The organism is Pacificispira spongiicola (assembly GCF_012926505.1).
GTDB classification, from domain to species: domain Bacteria; phylum Pseudomonadota; class Alphaproteobacteria; order UBA8366; family Aestuariispiraceae; genus Pacificispira; species Pacificispira spongiicola.
This window is the reverse complement of record NZ_JABBNT010000008.1, coordinates 26385-42174: the sequence shown is the minus strand read 5'-3', so window position 1 is coordinate 42174 and position 15790 is coordinate 26385. Positions and strand designations below refer to the sequence as shown.

General features: G+C 63.0%; 16 protein-coding genes. 6 read left to right on the top strand and 10 right to left on the bottom strand.

What is annotated here, in order from left to right; all coding sequences use genetic code 11:
• The first annotated feature begins 164 nt into the window (after positions 1 to 164).
• From HH303_RS19500 to HH303_RS19480, 5 genes are all read left to right on the top strand, one after another.
• Complete coding sequence (locus tag HH303_RS19500) at positions 165 to 1361, top strand: BaiN/RdsA family NAD(P)/FAD-dependent oxidoreductase (protein ID WP_169627078.1); 1197 nt, start codon at positions 165 to 167, stop codon at positions 1359 to 1361.
• A 116-nt stretch (positions 1362 to 1477) separates the two neighbouring features.
• Positions 1478 to 1789, top strand: coding sequence for a BufA1 family periplasmic bufferin-type metallophore (locus HH303_RS19495; RefSeq protein ID WP_169627077.1), 312 nt, complete (start codon positions 1478 to 1480; stop codon positions 1787 to 1789).
• 27 nt (positions 1790 to 1816) lie between these two features.
• The gene (bufB, locus tag HH303_RS19490) at positions 1817 to 2749 is read left to right on the top strand and encodes an MNIO family bufferin maturase (protein ID WP_169627076.1); all 933 of its coding nucleotides are present in this window, start codon (positions 1817 to 1819) and stop codon (positions 2747 to 2749) included.
• Positions 2746 to 3501 (top strand): HvfC/BufC N-terminal domain-containing protein, encoded by a 756-nt coding sequence (locus HH303_RS19485; RefSeq protein WP_169627075.1) that lies wholly within the window; start codon positions 2746 to 2748, stop codon positions 3499 to 3501. Before bufB ends, HH303_RS19485 begins: the two co-directional genes overlap by 4 nt.
• Before the next feature lie 13 nt (positions 3502 to 3514).
• Entirely contained in the window at positions 3515 to 4021 is a 507-nt protein-coding gene (locus tag HH303_RS19480) for a DoxX family protein (protein ID WP_169627074.1), read from the top strand.
• A gap of 70 nt (positions 4022 to 4091) precedes the next feature.
• Here the strand turns inward: HH303_RS19480 and HH303_RS19475 are convergent, their stop codons facing one another.
• From HH303_RS19475 to HH303_RS19430, 10 genes are all read right to left on the bottom strand, one after another.
• Positions 4092 to 5141: a TRAP transporter substrate-binding protein gene (locus HH303_RS19475; protein ID WP_169627073.1), complete on the bottom strand. Its 1050-nt coding sequence runs from the start codon at positions 5139 to 5141 to the stop codon at positions 4092 to 4094.
• A 289-nt stretch (positions 5142 to 5430) separates the two neighbouring features.
• A complete protein-coding gene (locus HH303_RS19470) occupies positions 5431 to 5652 on the bottom strand; it encodes a formate dehydrogenase subunit delta (RefSeq protein WP_169627072.1) in 222 nt (73 codons plus the stop codon).
• The gene (gene fdhF, locus HH303_RS19465) at positions 5649 to 8501 is read right to left on the bottom strand and encodes a formate dehydrogenase subunit alpha (RefSeq protein WP_169627071.1); all 2853 of its coding nucleotides are present in this window, start codon (positions 8499 to 8501) and stop codon (positions 5649 to 5651) included. Before fdhF ends, HH303_RS19470 begins: the two co-directional genes overlap by 4 nt.
• 17 nt (positions 8502 to 8518) lie before the next feature.
• Positions 8519 to 10075, bottom strand: coding sequence for a formate dehydrogenase beta subunit (locus tag HH303_RS19460; RefSeq protein WP_169627070.1), 1557 nt, complete (start codon positions 10073 to 10075; stop codon positions 8519 to 8521).
• Positions 10072 to 10557, bottom strand: coding sequence for an NAD(P)H-dependent oxidoreductase subunit E (locus HH303_RS19455; protein ID WP_227421957.1), 486 nt, complete (start codon positions 10555 to 10557; stop codon positions 10072 to 10074). The genes HH303_RS19460 and HH303_RS19455 overlap by 4 nt, the downstream gene beginning before the upstream one ends.
• Before the next feature lie 180 nt (positions 10558 to 10737).
• Positions 10738 to 11637 (bottom strand): LysR family transcriptional regulator, encoded by a 900-nt coding sequence (locus HH303_RS19450; protein ID WP_169627069.1) that lies wholly within the window; start codon positions 11635 to 11637, stop codon positions 10738 to 10740.
• A 114-nt stretch (positions 11638 to 11751) separates the two neighbouring features.
• Positions 11752 to 12849 (bottom strand): molybdenum ABC transporter ATP-binding protein, encoded by a 1098-nt coding sequence (modC, locus tag HH303_RS19445; RefSeq protein ID WP_169627068.1) that lies wholly within the window; start codon positions 12847 to 12849, stop codon positions 11752 to 11754.
• Positions 12846 to 13547: a molybdate ABC transporter permease subunit gene (gene modB / locus HH303_RS19440; protein WP_227421956.1), complete on the bottom strand. Its 702-nt coding sequence runs from the start codon at positions 13545 to 13547 to the stop codon at positions 12846 to 12848. The genes modC and modB overlap by 4 nt, the downstream gene beginning before the upstream one ends.
• A 2-nt stretch (positions 13548 to 13549) precedes the next feature.
• Positions 13550 to 14362, bottom strand: coding sequence for a molybdate ABC transporter substrate-binding protein (gene modA, locus HH303_RS19435; protein ID WP_169627067.1), 813 nt, complete (start codon positions 14360 to 14362; stop codon positions 13550 to 13552).
• Positions 14363 to 14453: 91 nt separating this feature from the next.
• Positions 14454 to 14819 (bottom strand): winged helix-turn-helix domain-containing protein, encoded by a 366-nt coding sequence (locus HH303_RS19430; RefSeq protein ID WP_169627066.1) that lies wholly within the window; start codon positions 14817 to 14819, stop codon positions 14454 to 14456.
• A 129-nt stretch (positions 14820 to 14948) separates the two neighbouring features.
• On the opposite strand from HH303_RS19430, the gene fdhD reads away from it, so the two are divergent.
• The gene (fdhD, locus tag HH303_RS19425; protein WP_169627065.1) at positions 14949 to 15749 is read left to right on the top strand and encodes a formate dehydrogenase accessory sulfurtransferase FdhD; all 801 of its coding nucleotides are present in this window, start codon (positions 14949 to 14951) and stop codon (positions 15747 to 15749) included.
• Positions 15750 to 15790 lie beyond the last annotated feature (41 nt).

The following is a 15790-nucleotide window of genomic DNA, read 5'->3' as shown; positions in this document are numbered from 1 at the left end:
GACGCTAACCGGAGTTGCTGTCGCGGGAAAGCCTTCTGGCGCTCCCAAGAAACAGGGATGCTTTATTGGTCGGGGTTACGATACCTGCACTGACCGTCGGGATTGCCGGGGCACCGGCATGCCTGTAAACCCCATCCCGGTCGCAACGGGCCGGGAAGGGACCCATGCCGGACACGCCAAATAGCGAAAGCGAATTCGACGTCATCGTGATCGGCGCGGGCGCGGCGGGCATGATGTGTGCCTGGCAGGCGGGTCTGCGGGGGCGGCGAGTCCTGTTGATCGACCATGCCGACGAACCGGGAAAGAAAATCCTGATTTCCGGCGGCGGACGCTGTAACTTCACCAATCTGACGGCGGCACCGCGAAATTTCCTGTCCGCCAATCCGCATTTCTGTAAATCCGCCCTGGCCCGATATACCCAGAACGATTTCATCGATCTGGTGAACCGCCACGGCATCGCCTGGCACGAAAAGACCCTGGGGCAGTTGTTCTGCGACGGGTCGGCGCGCCAGATCGTCGATATGCTGGTCGGCGAATGCCGCGACGCCGGGGTCGACCTGCGCCTGGGCCATACGGTCACCGCCATCGAAAAGCCGGATCGCTTTACCGTCTCGACGCAGAAAGGACCGTTCACATCGGACTCGCTCGTCCTCGCGACCGGCGGCTTGTCGATCCCCAAGATGGGGGCGACCGGCTTCGCCTATGACATAGCGCGCCGCTTCGGCTTACCGATCGCGCAGACGCGGGCGGGTCTCGTCCCGCTGACCTTCAGCGAGGCGGACCTGGATTTCATGCGGGGATTGAGCGGCCTGTCCTTCGACGCGGTTGTATCGACCGGAAAGACGCAGTTTCGGGAGGCCGTGCTGTTCACCCATCGCGGATTGTCGGGCCCGGCGATCCTGCAAGTATCGTCCTACCTGCCGGACGGGGCCGCGATTTCGGTGAACCTGCTGCCCGATCGCGACGCAGCGGACTTTTTGTTGGAACGGAAGCGGGAACGCGCGAAAGCCGAAACCCAGACGGTTTTGTCGGAACTTCTACCGGCCCGTTTGGCGACCGGCTTTGCCGAACGCTTCGTCCCGAAACGTCCCGTGGGTGAAGTTGCCGACAAGGCGCTGACCGTCCTGGGCAACACGTTGAACGCATGGCGTATCGTGCCGACGGGCAACGAAGGCTATGCCAAGGCGGAAGTCACGGTCGGCGGCATCGATACGGGCGCCCTGTCGTCCAAGACCATGGCGGCGAAATCGGTGCCCGGTCTGTATGCCGTGGGGGAGGCCGTGGATGTCACCGGCTGGTTGGGCGGCTACAATTTCCAATGGGCGTGGTCCAGCGGATGGGCGGCGGGGCAGGACGCGTGATCCCAATCACAATTCCGGTCACAGACCCGTCGCGAAGTCGTGAACCGACTTGAACTGCGAAAAACAGTTTTCGTTGCTAGATAATCCACATCGAAAAACGAATGATGGAGTATCCCATGTCCGCGTCTGTAAAAACCCGTTCCGGCCTCGTCACCTCCCTCGCGCTCGCTACGGCCTTGGGGTCCGTCCTGGCAGCGGGCGTCGCCGCACCGGCCGCCGCCGCCGATAAAGAAAAATGCTTCGGCGTTTCCATGAAGGGGGCGAACGATTGCGCCGCCGGTCCGGGCACAACCTGCGCCGGAACCGCCGTGCGCGACTATCAGGGCAACGCCTGGAAACTGGTCCCCGCCGGTACCTGCACGGAAACGGAATCGCCGACCTCCCCCACCGGCCATGGCCAGTTGGAAGCCTTCGAAGAGAAGAGCTGACCCCAGTCCGACTAGGAGACTGACGCCATGGTGCAGGGCCCCACTACCGGACCGGCCACGGCAGTATCGAAACCGGCCCGCACGATCCCGTCCCGACCCGATGGATCGCTGCGGGCCGGAATCGGTTTCAAGCCACACTATTTTCCGGCGGTCTTCGACCATCTGGACCGGCTGGATTTCGTGGAAGTCCATGCCGAAAATTACATGGTCGACGGCGGCTCCATGCCTGCCATGCTGCGTGCCCTGGGGGATCGAACCGACCTGTCCATCCATGGCGTCGGCCTCTCCCTGGGCGGGGGCGATCCACTCGACATCGACCATCTGGATCGATTAAAGCGGTTGGAAGAAACCTATCGTCCCGCCCTGTTTTCGGAACATCTCGCCTGGTCGCGGCAGGACGGCATTTATCTGAACGACTTGCTGCCCGTCCCCTATACGATGGCATCCCTGCGCCATATCGCGGACCGGGTTTCCCAATTCCAGGATCATATCGGCCGACCGGTCCTGATCGAAAATCCGTCCGTCTATCTGACCCACGCGGAAAACACGATTTCGGAAGGCGACTTCCTATCCGCCCTGGTCCGGCAAACCGGATGCGGGCTGCTGCTGGATGTGAACAACGTCTTTGTCAGCGCCGTCAATCTTGGGCTGGACGCGGCACGGTTGTTGGACAGCCTGCCGCTGGAGAGCACCGGCGAAATCCATTTAGCAGGTTTTTCGCGGGAGACACTGCCCGACGGCTCGCCCCTGCTGATAGACACCCATGGGGCCCCGGTCGACGAGGCCGTGTGGTCCTTGTATGAACGCGCGCTTGCCCGCTGTCCCGATGTGCCGGTCCTGATCGAATGGGATACCGACCCGCCGCCGCTGGAAATTCTTCTGCATGAAGTGGACGATGCCCGCAGGCGTGCCGCAACGGTTCGGTCCGCCCGGCGCGCCAATCCTGGAGCGGCGGCATGACCCGGGACCTGGACCACCGCCCCGTCGCGGCCGCGATCCGGGACGCGGCGCAGCCGATACCGGCCAGCCTTGCCCCCGGAAACTGCCGCACGCTGCCGCAGCGCTTCGCCGTTTATCGGAACAATTTCGTGGTCGGTCTGCGCCAGGCACTGGCGGATCGATTTCCAACCGTCCGGCAATTGGTCGGCGACGATTTCTTCAACGCGACGGCACATGCCTATATCGACGAAGAACCGCCCCTATCCCCCATCGTCGCGGAATATGGCAACACTTTCCCCGATTTCCTGGAACACTTCCCACCGGCGCATCAAGTGCCCTATCTGCACGAGGTCGCGCGGTTGGAATCGACCTATCATCAGGTCCTGCATGCAGCGGATGAAGCGGTCCTTTCGCCTGACGATTTCGCAAGGATGGGCGACAGTCTCGGTGCCCGAACATTTCGGTTCGTTCAATCCTGCCGACTCCTGTCCTTCCGGTACGCCGCGATCCGCATTTGGCAATCGCATCGCGACGGAAACGGCATGTCCGGCGTTTCACCGGACGGGCCGGAATTCGGAATGGTCACGCGACCGGATCAGGACGTTTCCATTCAGTCACTGGACCCGGCAACCTATCTGGTGCTGTCCGCACTGACCGAAGGGGCGACGCTGAACGAAGCCTTTGCCCGCACCGTTGAAACCGGGCGGGAGCCTGACCTGGAAATCGTACTGGGGCGCCTTGTTCGGGGCGGAATCGTCGAAAAAGAAGAGTAGCGGAGGAAACACCATGAACGCGGCATTGGTATCAAACCTGGAAAAACTGCGGGGGCTTTGCAGCAGTTTTCCGGAATCCCTTATCGCCCTGCTGGCGCGGTTTTCACTGGCCGCCACATTCTGGCTGTCAGGTCAGACCAAGATCACCGGCTTTGCAGTAAACATCATCGACGGGCGGTACGAATTCGGCTGGCCCAGCTTGGGCCCGTCGACCGTTTTCCTGTTCGAGGAAGAATACAAACTGCCGCTGATCCCCGCGGAACCGGCGGCGTATATGGCGGCGACGGCGGAACACGTCCTGCCGATCCTGTTGCTGGTCGGATTGGCGACGCGCGCGTCGGCATTGGGGTTGCTTGGAATGACGCTGGTCATCCAGGTTTTCGTCTATCCCGGCGCCTATGCAGTGCATGGAACCTGGGCGGCCTTGTTGCTGTATCTGATCGCGCGCGGGCCCGGGGCCCTCTCACTGGACCGGTTGGTCTGGCCCCGTCTGTCGACGAGACTGGGAGAAAAACCTTGAATTTCGAAGAGGATCCCGCGGTCGCGACGGCGACAAGCGGGACCCGCTTTTGAGCATCCGCCGAACCGCCTTATTCCGTGTTTTTGGCGATCAGTGACTGTGCCGCGTCCACAAGCGCCTGACCGTCAATATCGCGATCATCCATTGCGTCGATCCACGCATCGATGACAGGCGCGGAGGCATCGATCCAACGCTGCGTTTCCGCCTCGTCCAGGGTTATGATGGTGTTGCCCGCATCCCGCGCCGCCTTAAGGCCCGCGGCGTCTCCTTCCTCCATCACCCGTCCCGCCCAGGCAGCGGCCATGACGCCGGAATTGTCGTCGATCACCTTTTTCAGATCGTCCGGCAGATTGTCATAGCGGGTCTGGTTCATGGTGAAGACAAAGGTGGCGGTATAAAGGCCATGCTTGCCGGAAAAGCCGGTATGGCTTTCGGCCAGTTCGCTCATCTCCCGCGGCAGTGTCACTTCCCAGGGAATGACCGCGCCGTCGATAATGCCTTTCGACAGGGCCTCCGGCACCGACGGAACCGGCATGCTGATCGCCGTCGCGCCGAGGGTTTCCAGCGTCTGCGCCGTCACGCGCGTCGGCCCGCGCAGCTTCACGCCCTTGATGTCTTCCAGCTTGTTGATCGGCTTCGTAGAATGGATCAGCCCCGGTCCATGGGTGTGCACCGCAATAATCTTCAAACCCGGAAAATCATCCGCCATATACTTTTCGGCATATTCCTGGAACGCGACGGACGTCCCGACCGCGTCCGCCGGGACGAAGGGCAGCTCAAACGCCTCGGCCCGCGGGAATCGGCCCGGCGTGTAGCCCAGCACGGTCCAGATCATATCGACCGCGCCGTCCGTCGCTTGCTGGATCAATTGTGGGGGCGCGCCGCCCAGTTGCATCGACGGATAGTGTTCGATCTTAATCCGCCCACCGGATTCCGCCTGCACCTTTTCGATCCAAGGCTGCAGGAAGCCCGACGGAATGGTCGCCTGCAAGGGTAGAAATTGGTGAAGCTTCAGCGTGACGTCCTGGGCCTGGGCTGCGACCGGCGCCGCCAGCATCCCGAACAGTCCCGCCGCCAGTCCCCCCGCCACGACCAGCGCAACGCCGACTTTCTTCAACATATATCTTCCTTCCGACACTCTGCATGGCAATGGAAACGGCTTCCCGAAAGAGCGCCGGACCCTAAGGTATGCCTCGGTTCGCATCAATGACGGTGCGGCAACCTGTTACAGGCAAGCCTGTCGCCTGTAACGCCTGAAGAACAGCGGTCTTCCGGCCATTGTAACAGATTAGGCACCGCCCTGCGAAACCATGCCGCAGGGCGTCCCGGAGCCGGAAACGAACGGGCGGCGCCCGTTTTCGCGAGCGCCGCCCGATTACTTGCCGATACCGATCATCGTCGCGAGCGGATTATGCCGCCTGCTTGGACTCCGCGAGCGCCGCGAGGACGAGGGGGCTCACCCCCTCACCGCCCGCCGCGATATGGGCGTCGAATTTGGCCCGCATGGCGGCGGTCCAGAATTCCTTGATATGACCGGCGATCCCGGCTTTCGCCTCGTCTTCCGGATAGGCCCCGAAAAACGCGCCGATCTGGTTCGCCATCCGGACAAGGTCTTTGGTATCGTCGCTCATTCTGCGGCCTCCACCGTGCGCAGGTAATGGGTCCGGCGCATTTCACCATGTTGCTTCTGCCAGTCGGACGGCTGGTTGGACCGCGCCACCTGCACCGCCGTGACCTTGTATTCCGGGCAGTTCGTCGCCCAGTCGGAGAATTCCGTGGTGATGACATTCGCACCCGATACCGGATGGTGGAAGGTCGTGTAGACCACGCCCTGCGGCATCCGTTCGGAAATCATCACCGGCAGGGTCACCGCCCCCATGCGGCTTTGGATCGACACCATATCGCCGTCGGCGATGCCCCGTTCCTCCGCATCGAAGGGGTGGATTTCCAACACGTCCTGATCATGCCAGCGCGAATTTTCCGTCCGCCGCGTCTGTGCCCCGACATTGTACTGGCTGAGGATACGGCCCGTGGTCAGGATCAGCGGGAAACTGCGGTTGGTGCGTTCGTCCGTCGGAACATATTCGGTGATCATGAACCGGCCCTTGCCGCGCACGAAGCCATCGACATGCATGGTCGGCGTGCCGTTCGGGGCCTTGTCGTTGACCGGCCATTGCAGGGACCCTTCCCGGTCCAGGCGATCGAAGCTGACGCCCGCGAAGGCCGGGGTCAGGCGCGCGATTTCGTCCATGATTTCCGACGGCGCGTTGTAGGTCATGTCATACCCCATGGCCTGGGCCAGACGGCACACCGCCTCCCATTCCGACAGACCGTTGCGTTCTTCCATCACCGGACGGACGCGGTTGATACGCCGTTCCGCGTTCGTGAAGGTGCCGTCCTTTTCCAGGAAGGACGTGCCCGGCAGGAAAACATGGGCGAAGGCCGCCGTTTCGTTCAGGAACAAGTCCTGCACGACAAGGCATTCCAACGCTTCCAGCGCCGCCGTCACATGGTGGGTGTTCGGATCGGACTGGGCGATATCCTCACCTTGGACGAACATGCCCTTGAAGGTGCCGTCGACCGCCGCCGCGAACATGTTCGGGATACGGAAGCCCGGATCGGACGACAGAGACACGCCCCAATCGTCTTCAAAGCTGCCGCGCACCGCATCGTCGGACACATGGCGGTAACCCGGCAATTCGTGCGGGAAGGACCCCATATCGCAGGAACCCTGCACGTTGTTCTGACCGCGCAGCGGGTTCACGCCGACGCCTTCACGCCCGATATTGCCGGTCGCCATGGCCAGGTTCGCAAGGCACATCACCATGGTCGACCCTTGGCTGTGTTCCGTCACGCCCAGACCGTAATAGATCGCGGCATTGCCGCCGGTCGCGAACAGGCGCGCAGCCTTGCGGATTTCTTGCGGGTCGACGCCGATCTTGTCGGCCATCGCTTCCGGGGAGTTGCGTTCTTCCGCGACGAAGGTCCGCCAACGGTCGAATTCGACCGGATCGCAGCGTTCGGCGACGAACGCCTCGTTGACCAAGCCTTCGGTCACGACGACATGAGACAGGGCGTTCATCAGCGCCACGTTGGTGCCGGGGCGCAGTTGCAGGTGATGCGACGCCTTGATATGCGGCGTTTCAACCAGCTCGATGCGGCGCGGATCGGCGACAATCAGTTTCGCCCCCTGACGCAGACGCTTTTTCATGCGCGACCCGAAGACCGGATGCGCGTCGGTCGGGTTCGCCCCGATGACCAGGATGACATCCGACTTTTCGACCGATTTGAAGTTCTGCGTCCCGGCGGAGGTGCCGAACGTGTTCTTCAATCCATAGCCCGTCGGGGAGTGGCAGACGCGCGCGCAGGTATCCACGTTGTTGTTGCGGAAGGCCGCGCGGATCATCTTCTGCACGACATAGACTTCCTCGTTCGTGCAGCGCGACGACGTGATCCCGCCGATGGCGTTCTGGCCATATTTTTCCTGGATCTTCTTGAAACGGTCGGCGGCGAAATTGATCGCCTCGTCCCAATCGACCTTACGCCACGGATCGGTGGTCTTTTCCCGCACCATCGGCGTCGTGATCCGGTCCTTATGCGTGGCATAGCCCCAGGCGAAGCGGCCCTTGACGCAGGAATGGCCCTCATTCGCGCCGCCGGTCTTTTCCGGCACCATGCGCACGACCTGATCGCCCTGCAATTCGGCGCGGAAGGAACAACCGACCCCGCAATAGGCGCAGGTCGTGGACACCGCGCGGGTCGGGGTGCCGTGCTGTTCAACCGACTTTTCCGTCAGCGTCGCGGTCGGGCAGGCCTGAACGCAGGCGCCGCAGGAAACGCAATCGGACCCGAAGAAATCGTCGCTGCCGATCCCGGCGGAAACGCGGGAATCGAAGCCGCGACCCTGGATCGTCAAGGCGAAGGTGCCCTGCACTTCCTCACAGGCGCGCACGCAGCGGGAACACACGATGCATTTTGCCGGATCGTAGCTGAAATACGGGTTGGACACGTCCTTCGCCACGGCCTTGTCGCCGAAATGGCGTTCGCCGTCGAACCCGTAGCGAACGTCTCGCAGACCGACCTGACCGGCGACATCCTGCAATTCGCAATCGCCGTTGGCGGCGCAGGTCAGGCAGTCCAGCGGGTGGTCGGAGATGTAAAGTTCCATCACCCCGCGCCGGATTCGTTCCAGGCGTTCGGTCTGGGTATGGACCGACAGACCGTCGCGCACCGGCGTGGTGCAGGAGGAGGGCGTGCCCTTCACACCGTCGATTTCCACCAGACACATGCGGCACGAACCCCAGGGTTCCACGCTGTCCGTGGCACAGAGTTTCGGAATCTGACGGTCGATCTTGGCGGCGGCCGCCATGATCGAGGTGCCTTCCGGAACGGTCACTTCAACGCCGTCGATCAACAGCGTGACCATCTTGTCGGATTCCCGCGCCGGGGTTCCGAAATCCTTTTCCTTAAGCGAAGCCATCTTTCCCATCCCTTCCTTTATTCAGCGGCCGCAGCGGCAGGCGCGCGGTCAAAATCTTCCGGGAAATGCCGCAGCGCGCTGCGCACCGGCATCGGCGTCAAGCCGCCCATGGCGCATAGCGACCCGTCGGTCATCACCTCGCAGAGGTCTTCGACCAGGGCGATATTGGCCGCGACATCCACGCCGTTCATGATCTTGTCCACGGCTTCCTTACCGCGCACCGCGCCGATCCGGCACGGCGTGCACTTGCCGCAGCTTTCGATGGCGCAGAATTCGAAGGCGAAACGCGCCATCCCGGCCATATCGGCCGTATCGTCGAACACGACGATCCCGCCGTGACCGACCATCGCGCCGTCGGCGGCCAGGGTCTCATAATCCATCGGCAGGTCGAGTTGCCCTTCGTTGACATAGGCACCCAGCGGTCCGCCGATCTGCGCGGCCTTGAACGGACGGCCCGTCGCCGTCCCGCCGCCGAAGCCTTCGATCAGGTCGCGGATGCTGACGCCGAAGGCCTTTTCGACCAAACCGCCGCGCTTCACGTTGCCGGCGATCTGGAACGGCAGGGTACCATGGGATCGGCCCATGCCGAAGGACTTATAGAATTCCGCGCCCTTGGCCAGGATCACCGGAACCGTGGCCAGCGACAGAACGTTGTTCACCACGGTCGGCTTGCCGAACAGGCCCTTCACCGCCGGGATCGGCGGTTTGGAACGGACCGTGCCGCGCTTGCCTTCCATGCTTTCCAGCATGGAGCTTTCCTCGCCGCAGATATAGGCACCGGCACCGCGCCGGATGAAGATGCGGAAGGCCTTGCCCGACCCGGCGACATTGTCGCCCAGGAAGCCCGCTTCCTCCATCGCCGCAATGGCCTTGCCCACCGTTTCGATGGAATGCGGATATTCCGATCGAATATAGATGTAGCCTTCGGTCGCCCCGGTAGCGAGACCGGCGATCGCCATGCCTTCCAACAGGCAGAACGGGTCGCCTTCCATCAGCATACGGTCGGCGAAGGTGCCGCTGTCGCCTTCGTCGGCGTTGCAACAGATGTATTTCTGGTCGCCGGGCAGTTCGGACACCGTTTTCCATTTGATCCCCGCCGGGAAGCCCGCGCCACCGCGGCCGCGCAGACCGGACTCCGTCACTTCGGAGACGATTTCCGCCGGGGACATCTTCGCCGCGCGATACAGACCGTCCCAGCCGCCCAATTTGTCATAGGCTTTCAGGTCGAGCGGATCGATCACGCCGACACGGGCGAAGGTCAGGCGTTCCTGATTGACCAGCCAGTCATGTTCTTCCGTCACGCCGATGGACAGGGCGTGGGATCCGGCCGTCAGAAAATCGGCATCGAACAGCCCAGCCACATCCGAAGCGGAGACCGGACCGTAGCCGTGGCGCACACCGTCGACATCGACTTCGACCAGCGGCTCCAGCCACAGCATACCGCGCGTGCCATTGCGAATGATTTTGATATCCGCGCCTCGCTTATCCGCTTCGGCCCGGATCGCCGCAACGACATCGTCCGCCCCAAGGGAAAGGGCAGCATAATCGCAGGGAATGTAGAGTGTCGTCGTCATACCAGCGCCTCCTTCACGGCGGCGTCCAGTTTCGCGGCATCGACCCGCGCCATCGGACGGCCGTTTACCTCGGCAGCGGGCGACAGGGCGCAGTTGCCCAAACAGTAGACTGGTTCGACCGTCAGGCTGCCATCGCCTTTGGTTTCGCCCATGGTCACGCCGTTGCGGCGACAGAATTCCTCGATCAGGGGCAGCGCCCCCATCGATTGACAGGCTTCGGCGCTACAGATCTTCACCGTTACGCGGCCTGCCGGATTGTGTCGGAAGTCGTGATAGAAGCTAACAACGCCGTGGACTTCGGCCCGCGACAGGTTGAGCTTCTTTGCCAGAACGGGAAGCGCCGATTCCGGCACATAGCCCAGCATATCCTGCAAATCGTGCAGAATTTCGATCAGTTCCGACGGCGTATTGCCGTGCCGCCCGCAAACCGTTTCGACCGCGCCTTCGATTTCCGACGCGGAGGCTCGTTCCTCGTTCATCATGCTCCCTTCCGATACAGGTACAGTCGACCCGCCCGCCCGTTCTCAACGCAGGCAGGACATCGACCGTTGCATTGTCCGGCGACAGGGGCTGCGGTTCAAATCGATAGTATCGATAGGGTGATCGATATTCCTGATGACGGCGGCGCAGCATAGATAGTGCATCGCACCAAACCGCGACGATCAAATCAGTCCCGCAGGCAGCTCAAATTCGCCCGCCACATCCAGAAGGGACGCCAGGACCGGCGGCGGCGGGTCGCGGTCGTATACGATCAGACCGATCGCGTGCTCTACGAAGGGTTCCACCAGCGGCACGGCCCGCACGCCGTCCGCCGCGCCCATCACGACCAGCATATGCTCTGGCACGATGCAGGCCAGCCCGTGGATGCGGACATGCGATACCAGGCTGATCACGGAATTCGATTCGACTTCCGGTTCGACCTTGCGGTTCAGGGATTCGAACACACCGTCGACGATGCGGCGGTTTTGCATATTCGGCGTCAGCAGGCCCAGGGGATGCGACGCGGCCTCCCCCCAGGATACCGTCTCCCGCTGCGCAAGCGGATGGTCGTCGCGCATGAACAGGCGATACCGTTCCTTATACAGCGGCGCGACGCGGACATGGCCGACGGGTTCGTTGTCGATATAACTGACCCCGGCATCGATGGAGAAATCGTCGATATTGCGCAGGATTTCGCGCGACGTCTGCGACAGAATATGGAAGGTAATCCCCGGAAACCGGCGGCGCACAGCCTGGGTCAGCACCGAAATCGACGGCAAGGCCGACGGAATCACGCCAAGCACGACTCGACCGGACAGTTCGCCCTTCATCGCCGCCAGATCCTGGATCAGAGACGACTGGTCTTCCAGAATCGCATGCGCCCATTTCAGGATACGATCGCCTTCGGGCGTGAATCCCTCGAACCGTTGGCCGCGCTTAACGATGGAAACGCCCAGTTCCTGTTCCAACTGCCGCAACCGGCCCGACAAGGTCGGCTGCGTGACGCTACAGGCCTCCGCCGCACGGGTGAAATGCCGTTCGCGGGCCAGCGCGACCAGATACTGCAACTGGCGAATGTCCATACTTTGGGCCTACCCTGACTATATCGTGCACGCGATCTGCCGCCGCATATCTCCGGTAGACTAGAATGGTTTTAAAGGAAAAGGAAACCGGAACGCCTGGACGACACTCCGTTCTTACACTGCGGGACTGGGCCCGACATTGCCGCGCGCGACGGAAACCGACTTCACGACGGCATAGCATGCGAGGCCCGACCGCAGCCCCAACCCGTCCGCCGACCGGCGCGTGACCCGCGCCAGGATGCGATCGTCCCCCAGCGCAAGCTGCACCATCACACCCGGTCCCGCGCCCTGGCGAACGGCGACGACATCGACCGGCAGGATATTCAGCGCGGATATGCGGTCCGGCTTGTCCAGCGCCAGCATCACGTCCTGCGCCTCGATCCGGATACGGACCGATGTTCCGACCGGGGCCTGAATGCGGGGCAGAAACAGCGACCCTTTGGAAAGACGGATTTCGGACAGCGCGTCCGGATGATGCGCCGAGACGATCCCGGTCAGCACCGACCCGGCATCGCGTACCCCCAGATCCGTCACCGCATCCGGGTCGGCGGTCACCGTCTCCACCGGACCGGACCGCACAACCCGCCCGTCCCGCAGGGCGACCAGCGTCGTCGCCAGCCGCGCGATTTCCGGCATGGAATGGCTGACATAAAGGATCGGCACCTGCGCCTCGTCCCGGATACGCTCCAGATAGGGCAGGATTTCCTCCTTCCGGGTTTCGTCCAGGGCGGCCAGCGGTTCGTCCATGAGCAGCAGGCTGGGCCCGGACAAGAGCGCCCGGCCGATGGCGACACGTTGCTTTTCCCCGCCGGACAACGCGCCGGGTCGACGGGACAGCAGTTCCCCGAGCCCCAAAAGATCCACGATATGCCGTAACCCCGCCTCGTCCTTCGGCAATTTGGCAAACCACCGTCCGTACAGGAGGTTCTGGCGCACCGTCATATGCGGGAATAGACGCCCGTCCTGAAAAACATACCCGATCCGGCGTTTATGCGGCGGCAACCATGTTCGGCTTTCGGTATCGAACAGGATGCGCCCGTCGATCACCGCGCGCCCGAAAGAAGGTCGCAGCAAGCCTGCGACGGCATTCACCACCGTCGTCTTGCCCGCGCCGGACCGCCCGAACAGGGCCGTAACACCCTGCGGCGCGGTGAACGCCACGTCGATTTCTATTCCGGGGAAGCGGTGCCGGACGGCGATGTCGATGCTCATGCCCGGCCGATCCTTTTGCTGACAGAGCGCGCGGCGATTTCCGACAGCAGCAACGCGCCCATGGCGATCCCGACCGATACGGCGACCAGCCGCAGGGCCGATCCTTCCCCACCCGGTACTTGCAGAAAGGCATATATCGCGGACGGCAGGGTTTGGGTCTGCCCCGGGATGTTGGAAACGAAGGTGATGGTCGCGCCGAATTCCCCCATCGCCTTGGCAAAGGCCAGGATCGCACCGACCAGAATGCCGGGCAGGATCAGGGGCAGCGTCACCGTCGCGAATACCCACAACCTGCCCGCCCCAAGGGTGGCCCCGGCCAATTCAAGCTTCGGATCGACCAATTCGATCGACAGACGGATCGCCCGAACCATCAACGGGAAGGCCATGACCGCCGCCGCCAGGGCGGCCCCAGTCCACCGGAAGGCGAAGACCAGCCCGAACAGGTCCTTCAACACACCGCCGACCGGCCCCTGCGTCCCCATGGTCAGCAGCAACAGATAGCCGGTGACGACGGGCGGCAGGATCAGCGGCAAATGCACGATCCCGTTCAGGATTTGCTTCCCCGGAAACTCGCAACGCGCCAGCAGATAGGCGACGGCGATCCCGGGCGGCAGGCTGAACACCGTGGCCCAGAAGGATACCCGCAGCGACAGGGCTACGGCCTGCCATTCCTCCGGTGTCAGCCAGTCCAAGATCATCCTCAATCCGCGAGGGTGGTGAAGCCCTGTCGCTCAAAAGCGGCACGCGCCTTTTCGCTTTTCAGGAAGGTCAGAAAGTCACCGGCCAAGGGGTTCTCGCTGGCCACGACACGGGCCGCAGGATAGACGATCGGCGGATGGCTGTCGCCCGGAAATGTGCCGATCACGGTCACACTGTCCCCGGCGGCGACGGCATCGGTTGCATAGACGACGCCCAACGGCGCCTCCCCCGTCGCGACCAAGGCCAGGGCGGCGCGCACATTGTCGGCCTGCGCCACTTTCGGCGCGACGGCGTCCCAGATGCCGAGCGCTTCCAGCGCCGCCTTGCCGTACTTGCCCGCCGGAACCGCATCGACGAGAGCCATGGCGAGACGGCCATCGCCCAACATCCCCGCCAGATCAAAACCGGATTCGATGGTCACCGGTTTTGCATCCGCCCCATATGCGATCAGGACGAGGGCGTTGCTCAACAGATCAAACCGCGACGCTGGGTCGATCTGTCCTTCTTTCTGCAGCATATCCATCCATCCCACATTGGCGGAAATGAAGATATCCGCAGGCGCACCCTGTTGAATTTGCCGCGCCAAGGCCGACGATCCGGCCAGGGACACCGTTGCTGTGTGTCCGGTTTCCGCCTGCCAACTTTCCGCGACCTCATCCATCGCGTTCTTCATGCTGGCGGCGGCGAAGACGGTGATGTCGTCCGCCAGAACAGGCGACATTGCCGCCATGCCCATCAGCAGGCCGACCGCAACCGACAGGCCGCCTACAGTCGTCCGGGCCGCCGACGTCCATTGCTTCAGAATGCCCTTCATTTCACAAACTCCGCATATCGATATGTTCGATTCGACATATCGCAAATCCCGTAACGGCGTGGCAAGCGTTATTTTCCGTGAAACATATCGATTAGGGTTCCGTTCGCCGCAACCGGTCTATCGCCGCAAGGTCGTCCGCCCCGGCCGCCGCAGCCCGCGCCAGGAAACCGCGATAGTGATCCAACACCCGCCGCCCAAGCTCCGTTAGGCGAGCCCCGCCTCCCTGTTCGCCGCCACGACTGCTTTCGACCAACGGTTCCTCGAACATGGCATTCATGGTTTCGACCAGGGACCAGGCGCGCTTATAGCTCATCTTCATGCGACGGCCCGCCGCCGCGATGGACCCCGTTTCCGCGATCAGGTCCAACAGGTCCGCCTTGCCGGGACCGAAGAAGCTACCGTCGGCGAAGGTGACCCGAACCCGCAGGCGGGGCGCGGCTGTCTGATCCTGGACCATGGAGAGTGTTCCCGTTTTCCTCGTTCGGCATTCGCCCCGCACAATGCCGGGTTCGCGCCAGGATCGGAAGCCCCCTATCGACGGATGCGGGTCGGCGGCCTATCTTCCCGCCGGAAAGGAAACCGCCCCATGCCCAACGCGACCCGCGAAACCTCTACGACCCTTTGGCGCGACGGCCGGAACACCGGCCCCGGTTCGCGACGCATCCCGGAAGAAGTCGCGATCGCCTTGAGCTATAACGGCACCACCCAGGCGGTGATGATGGCGACCCCCCTGGACTTGGAAGATTACGGCGTCGGATTCAGCCTATCGGAAGGCCAAGTGTCGACCGTCGACCAAATTCAGGAAATCGATATCGCGGTTTTCGACGAAGGCATCGACATCCGCCTATGGGTCGACGAGGCAACGGAAACCATGTTGCGCGACCGACGGCGGCGGATTGCCGGTCCCACCGGATGCGGCCTGTGCGGGATCGAAAGCCTGACCGAGGCGAACCGGCCGACAGGGCGCACGGAAGACGACAGCCGCTTCCAGGCATCCGCCCTGACCGCCGCGCAACATGCCATGTACAACCATCAGAAACTGAATGCGGAAACCCGTGCCGTCCATGCGGCGGGCCTGTGGCGGCCGGACCAGGGCCTCGTCCGGGTGCGGGAGGATGTGGGCCGCCACAACGCCCTGGACAAGCTGGTCGGCGCGACCGCCCGGGCCGGGGAAAGCGGTGCAGGGGGCGTCGTGTTGCTGACCAGCCGCGTATCGGTGGAAATGGTTCAGAAATCGGCGGTTCTGGGCGCTGCCGCGATCGTCGCGGTGTCGGCCCCGACGGCGCTGGCCGTCCGCACGGCGGACGCCGCCGGAATCACCCTGGTCGCCCTCGCCCGCGATGACGGGTTCGAGGTCTTCAGCCATTCCCACAGGATCGTTCAATAACGGATGGGAACGCGACCAGCGGCTATCGGTCGCGGTGGACC

What these genes read in the sequence shown, in the direction of transcription:
- HH303_RS19495 (WP_169627077.1), top strand. Translation starts at nt 1,478, where the DNA reads ATGTCCGCGTCTGTAAAAACCCGTTCCGGCCTCGTCACCTCCCTCGCG.
- HH303_RS19455 (WP_227421957.1), bottom strand. Translation starts at nt 10,557, where the DNA reads ATGATGAACGAGGAACGAGCCTCCGCGTCGGAAATCGAAGGCGCGGTC.
- HH303_RS19485 (WP_169627075.1), top strand. Translation starts at nt 2,746, where the DNA reads ATGACCCGGGACCTGGACCACCGCCCCGTCGCGGCCGCGATCCGGGAC.
- modA (WP_169627067.1), bottom strand. Translation starts at nt 14,362, where the DNA reads ATGAAGGGCATTCTGAAGCAATGGACGTCGGCGGCCCGGACGACTGTA.
- HH303_RS19430 (WP_169627066.1), bottom strand. Translation starts at nt 14,819, where the DNA reads ATGGTCCAGGATCAGACAGCCGCGCCCCGCCTGCGGGTTCGGGTCACC.
- HH303_RS19450 (WP_169627069.1), bottom strand. Translation starts at nt 11,637, where the DNA reads ATGGACATTCGCCAGTTGCAGTATCTGGTCGCGCTGGCCCGCGAACGG.
- fdhD (WP_169627065.1), top strand. Translation starts at nt 14,949, where the DNA reads ATGCCCAACGCGACCCGCGAAACCTCTACGACCCTTTGGCGCGACGGC.
- HH303_RS19475 (WP_169627073.1), bottom strand. Translation starts at nt 5,141, where the DNA reads ATGTTGAAGAAAGTCGGCGTTGCGCTGGTCGTGGCGGGGGGACTGGCG.
- fdhF (WP_169627071.1), bottom strand. Translation starts at nt 8,501, where the DNA reads ATGGCTTCGCTTAAGGAAAAGGATTTCGGAACCCCGGCGCGGGAATCC.
- modB (WP_227421956.1), bottom strand. Translation starts at nt 13,547, where the DNA reads ATGATCTTGGACTGGCTGACACCGGAGGAATGGCAGGCCGTAGCCCTG.
- HH303_RS19470 (WP_169627072.1), bottom strand. Translation starts at nt 5,652, where the DNA reads ATGAGCGACGATACCAAAGACCTTGTCCGGATGGCGAACCAGATCGGC.
- HH303_RS19480 (WP_169627074.1), top strand. Translation starts at nt 3,515, where the DNA reads ATGAACGCGGCATTGGTATCAAACCTGGAAAAACTGCGGGGGCTTTGC.
- bufB (WP_169627076.1), top strand. Translation starts at nt 1,817, where the DNA reads ATGGTGCAGGGCCCCACTACCGGACCGGCCACGGCAGTATCGAAACCG.
- HH303_RS19500 (WP_169627078.1), top strand. Translation starts at nt 165, where the DNA reads ATGCCGGACACGCCAAATAGCGAAAGCGAATTCGACGTCATCGTGATC.
- modC (WP_169627068.1), bottom strand. Translation starts at nt 12,849, where the DNA reads ATGAGCATCGACATCGCCGTCCGGCACCGCTTCCCCGGAATAGAAATC.
- HH303_RS19460 (WP_169627070.1), bottom strand. Translation starts at nt 10,075, where the DNA reads ATGACGACGACACTCTACATTCCCTGCGATTATGCTGCCCTTTCCCTT.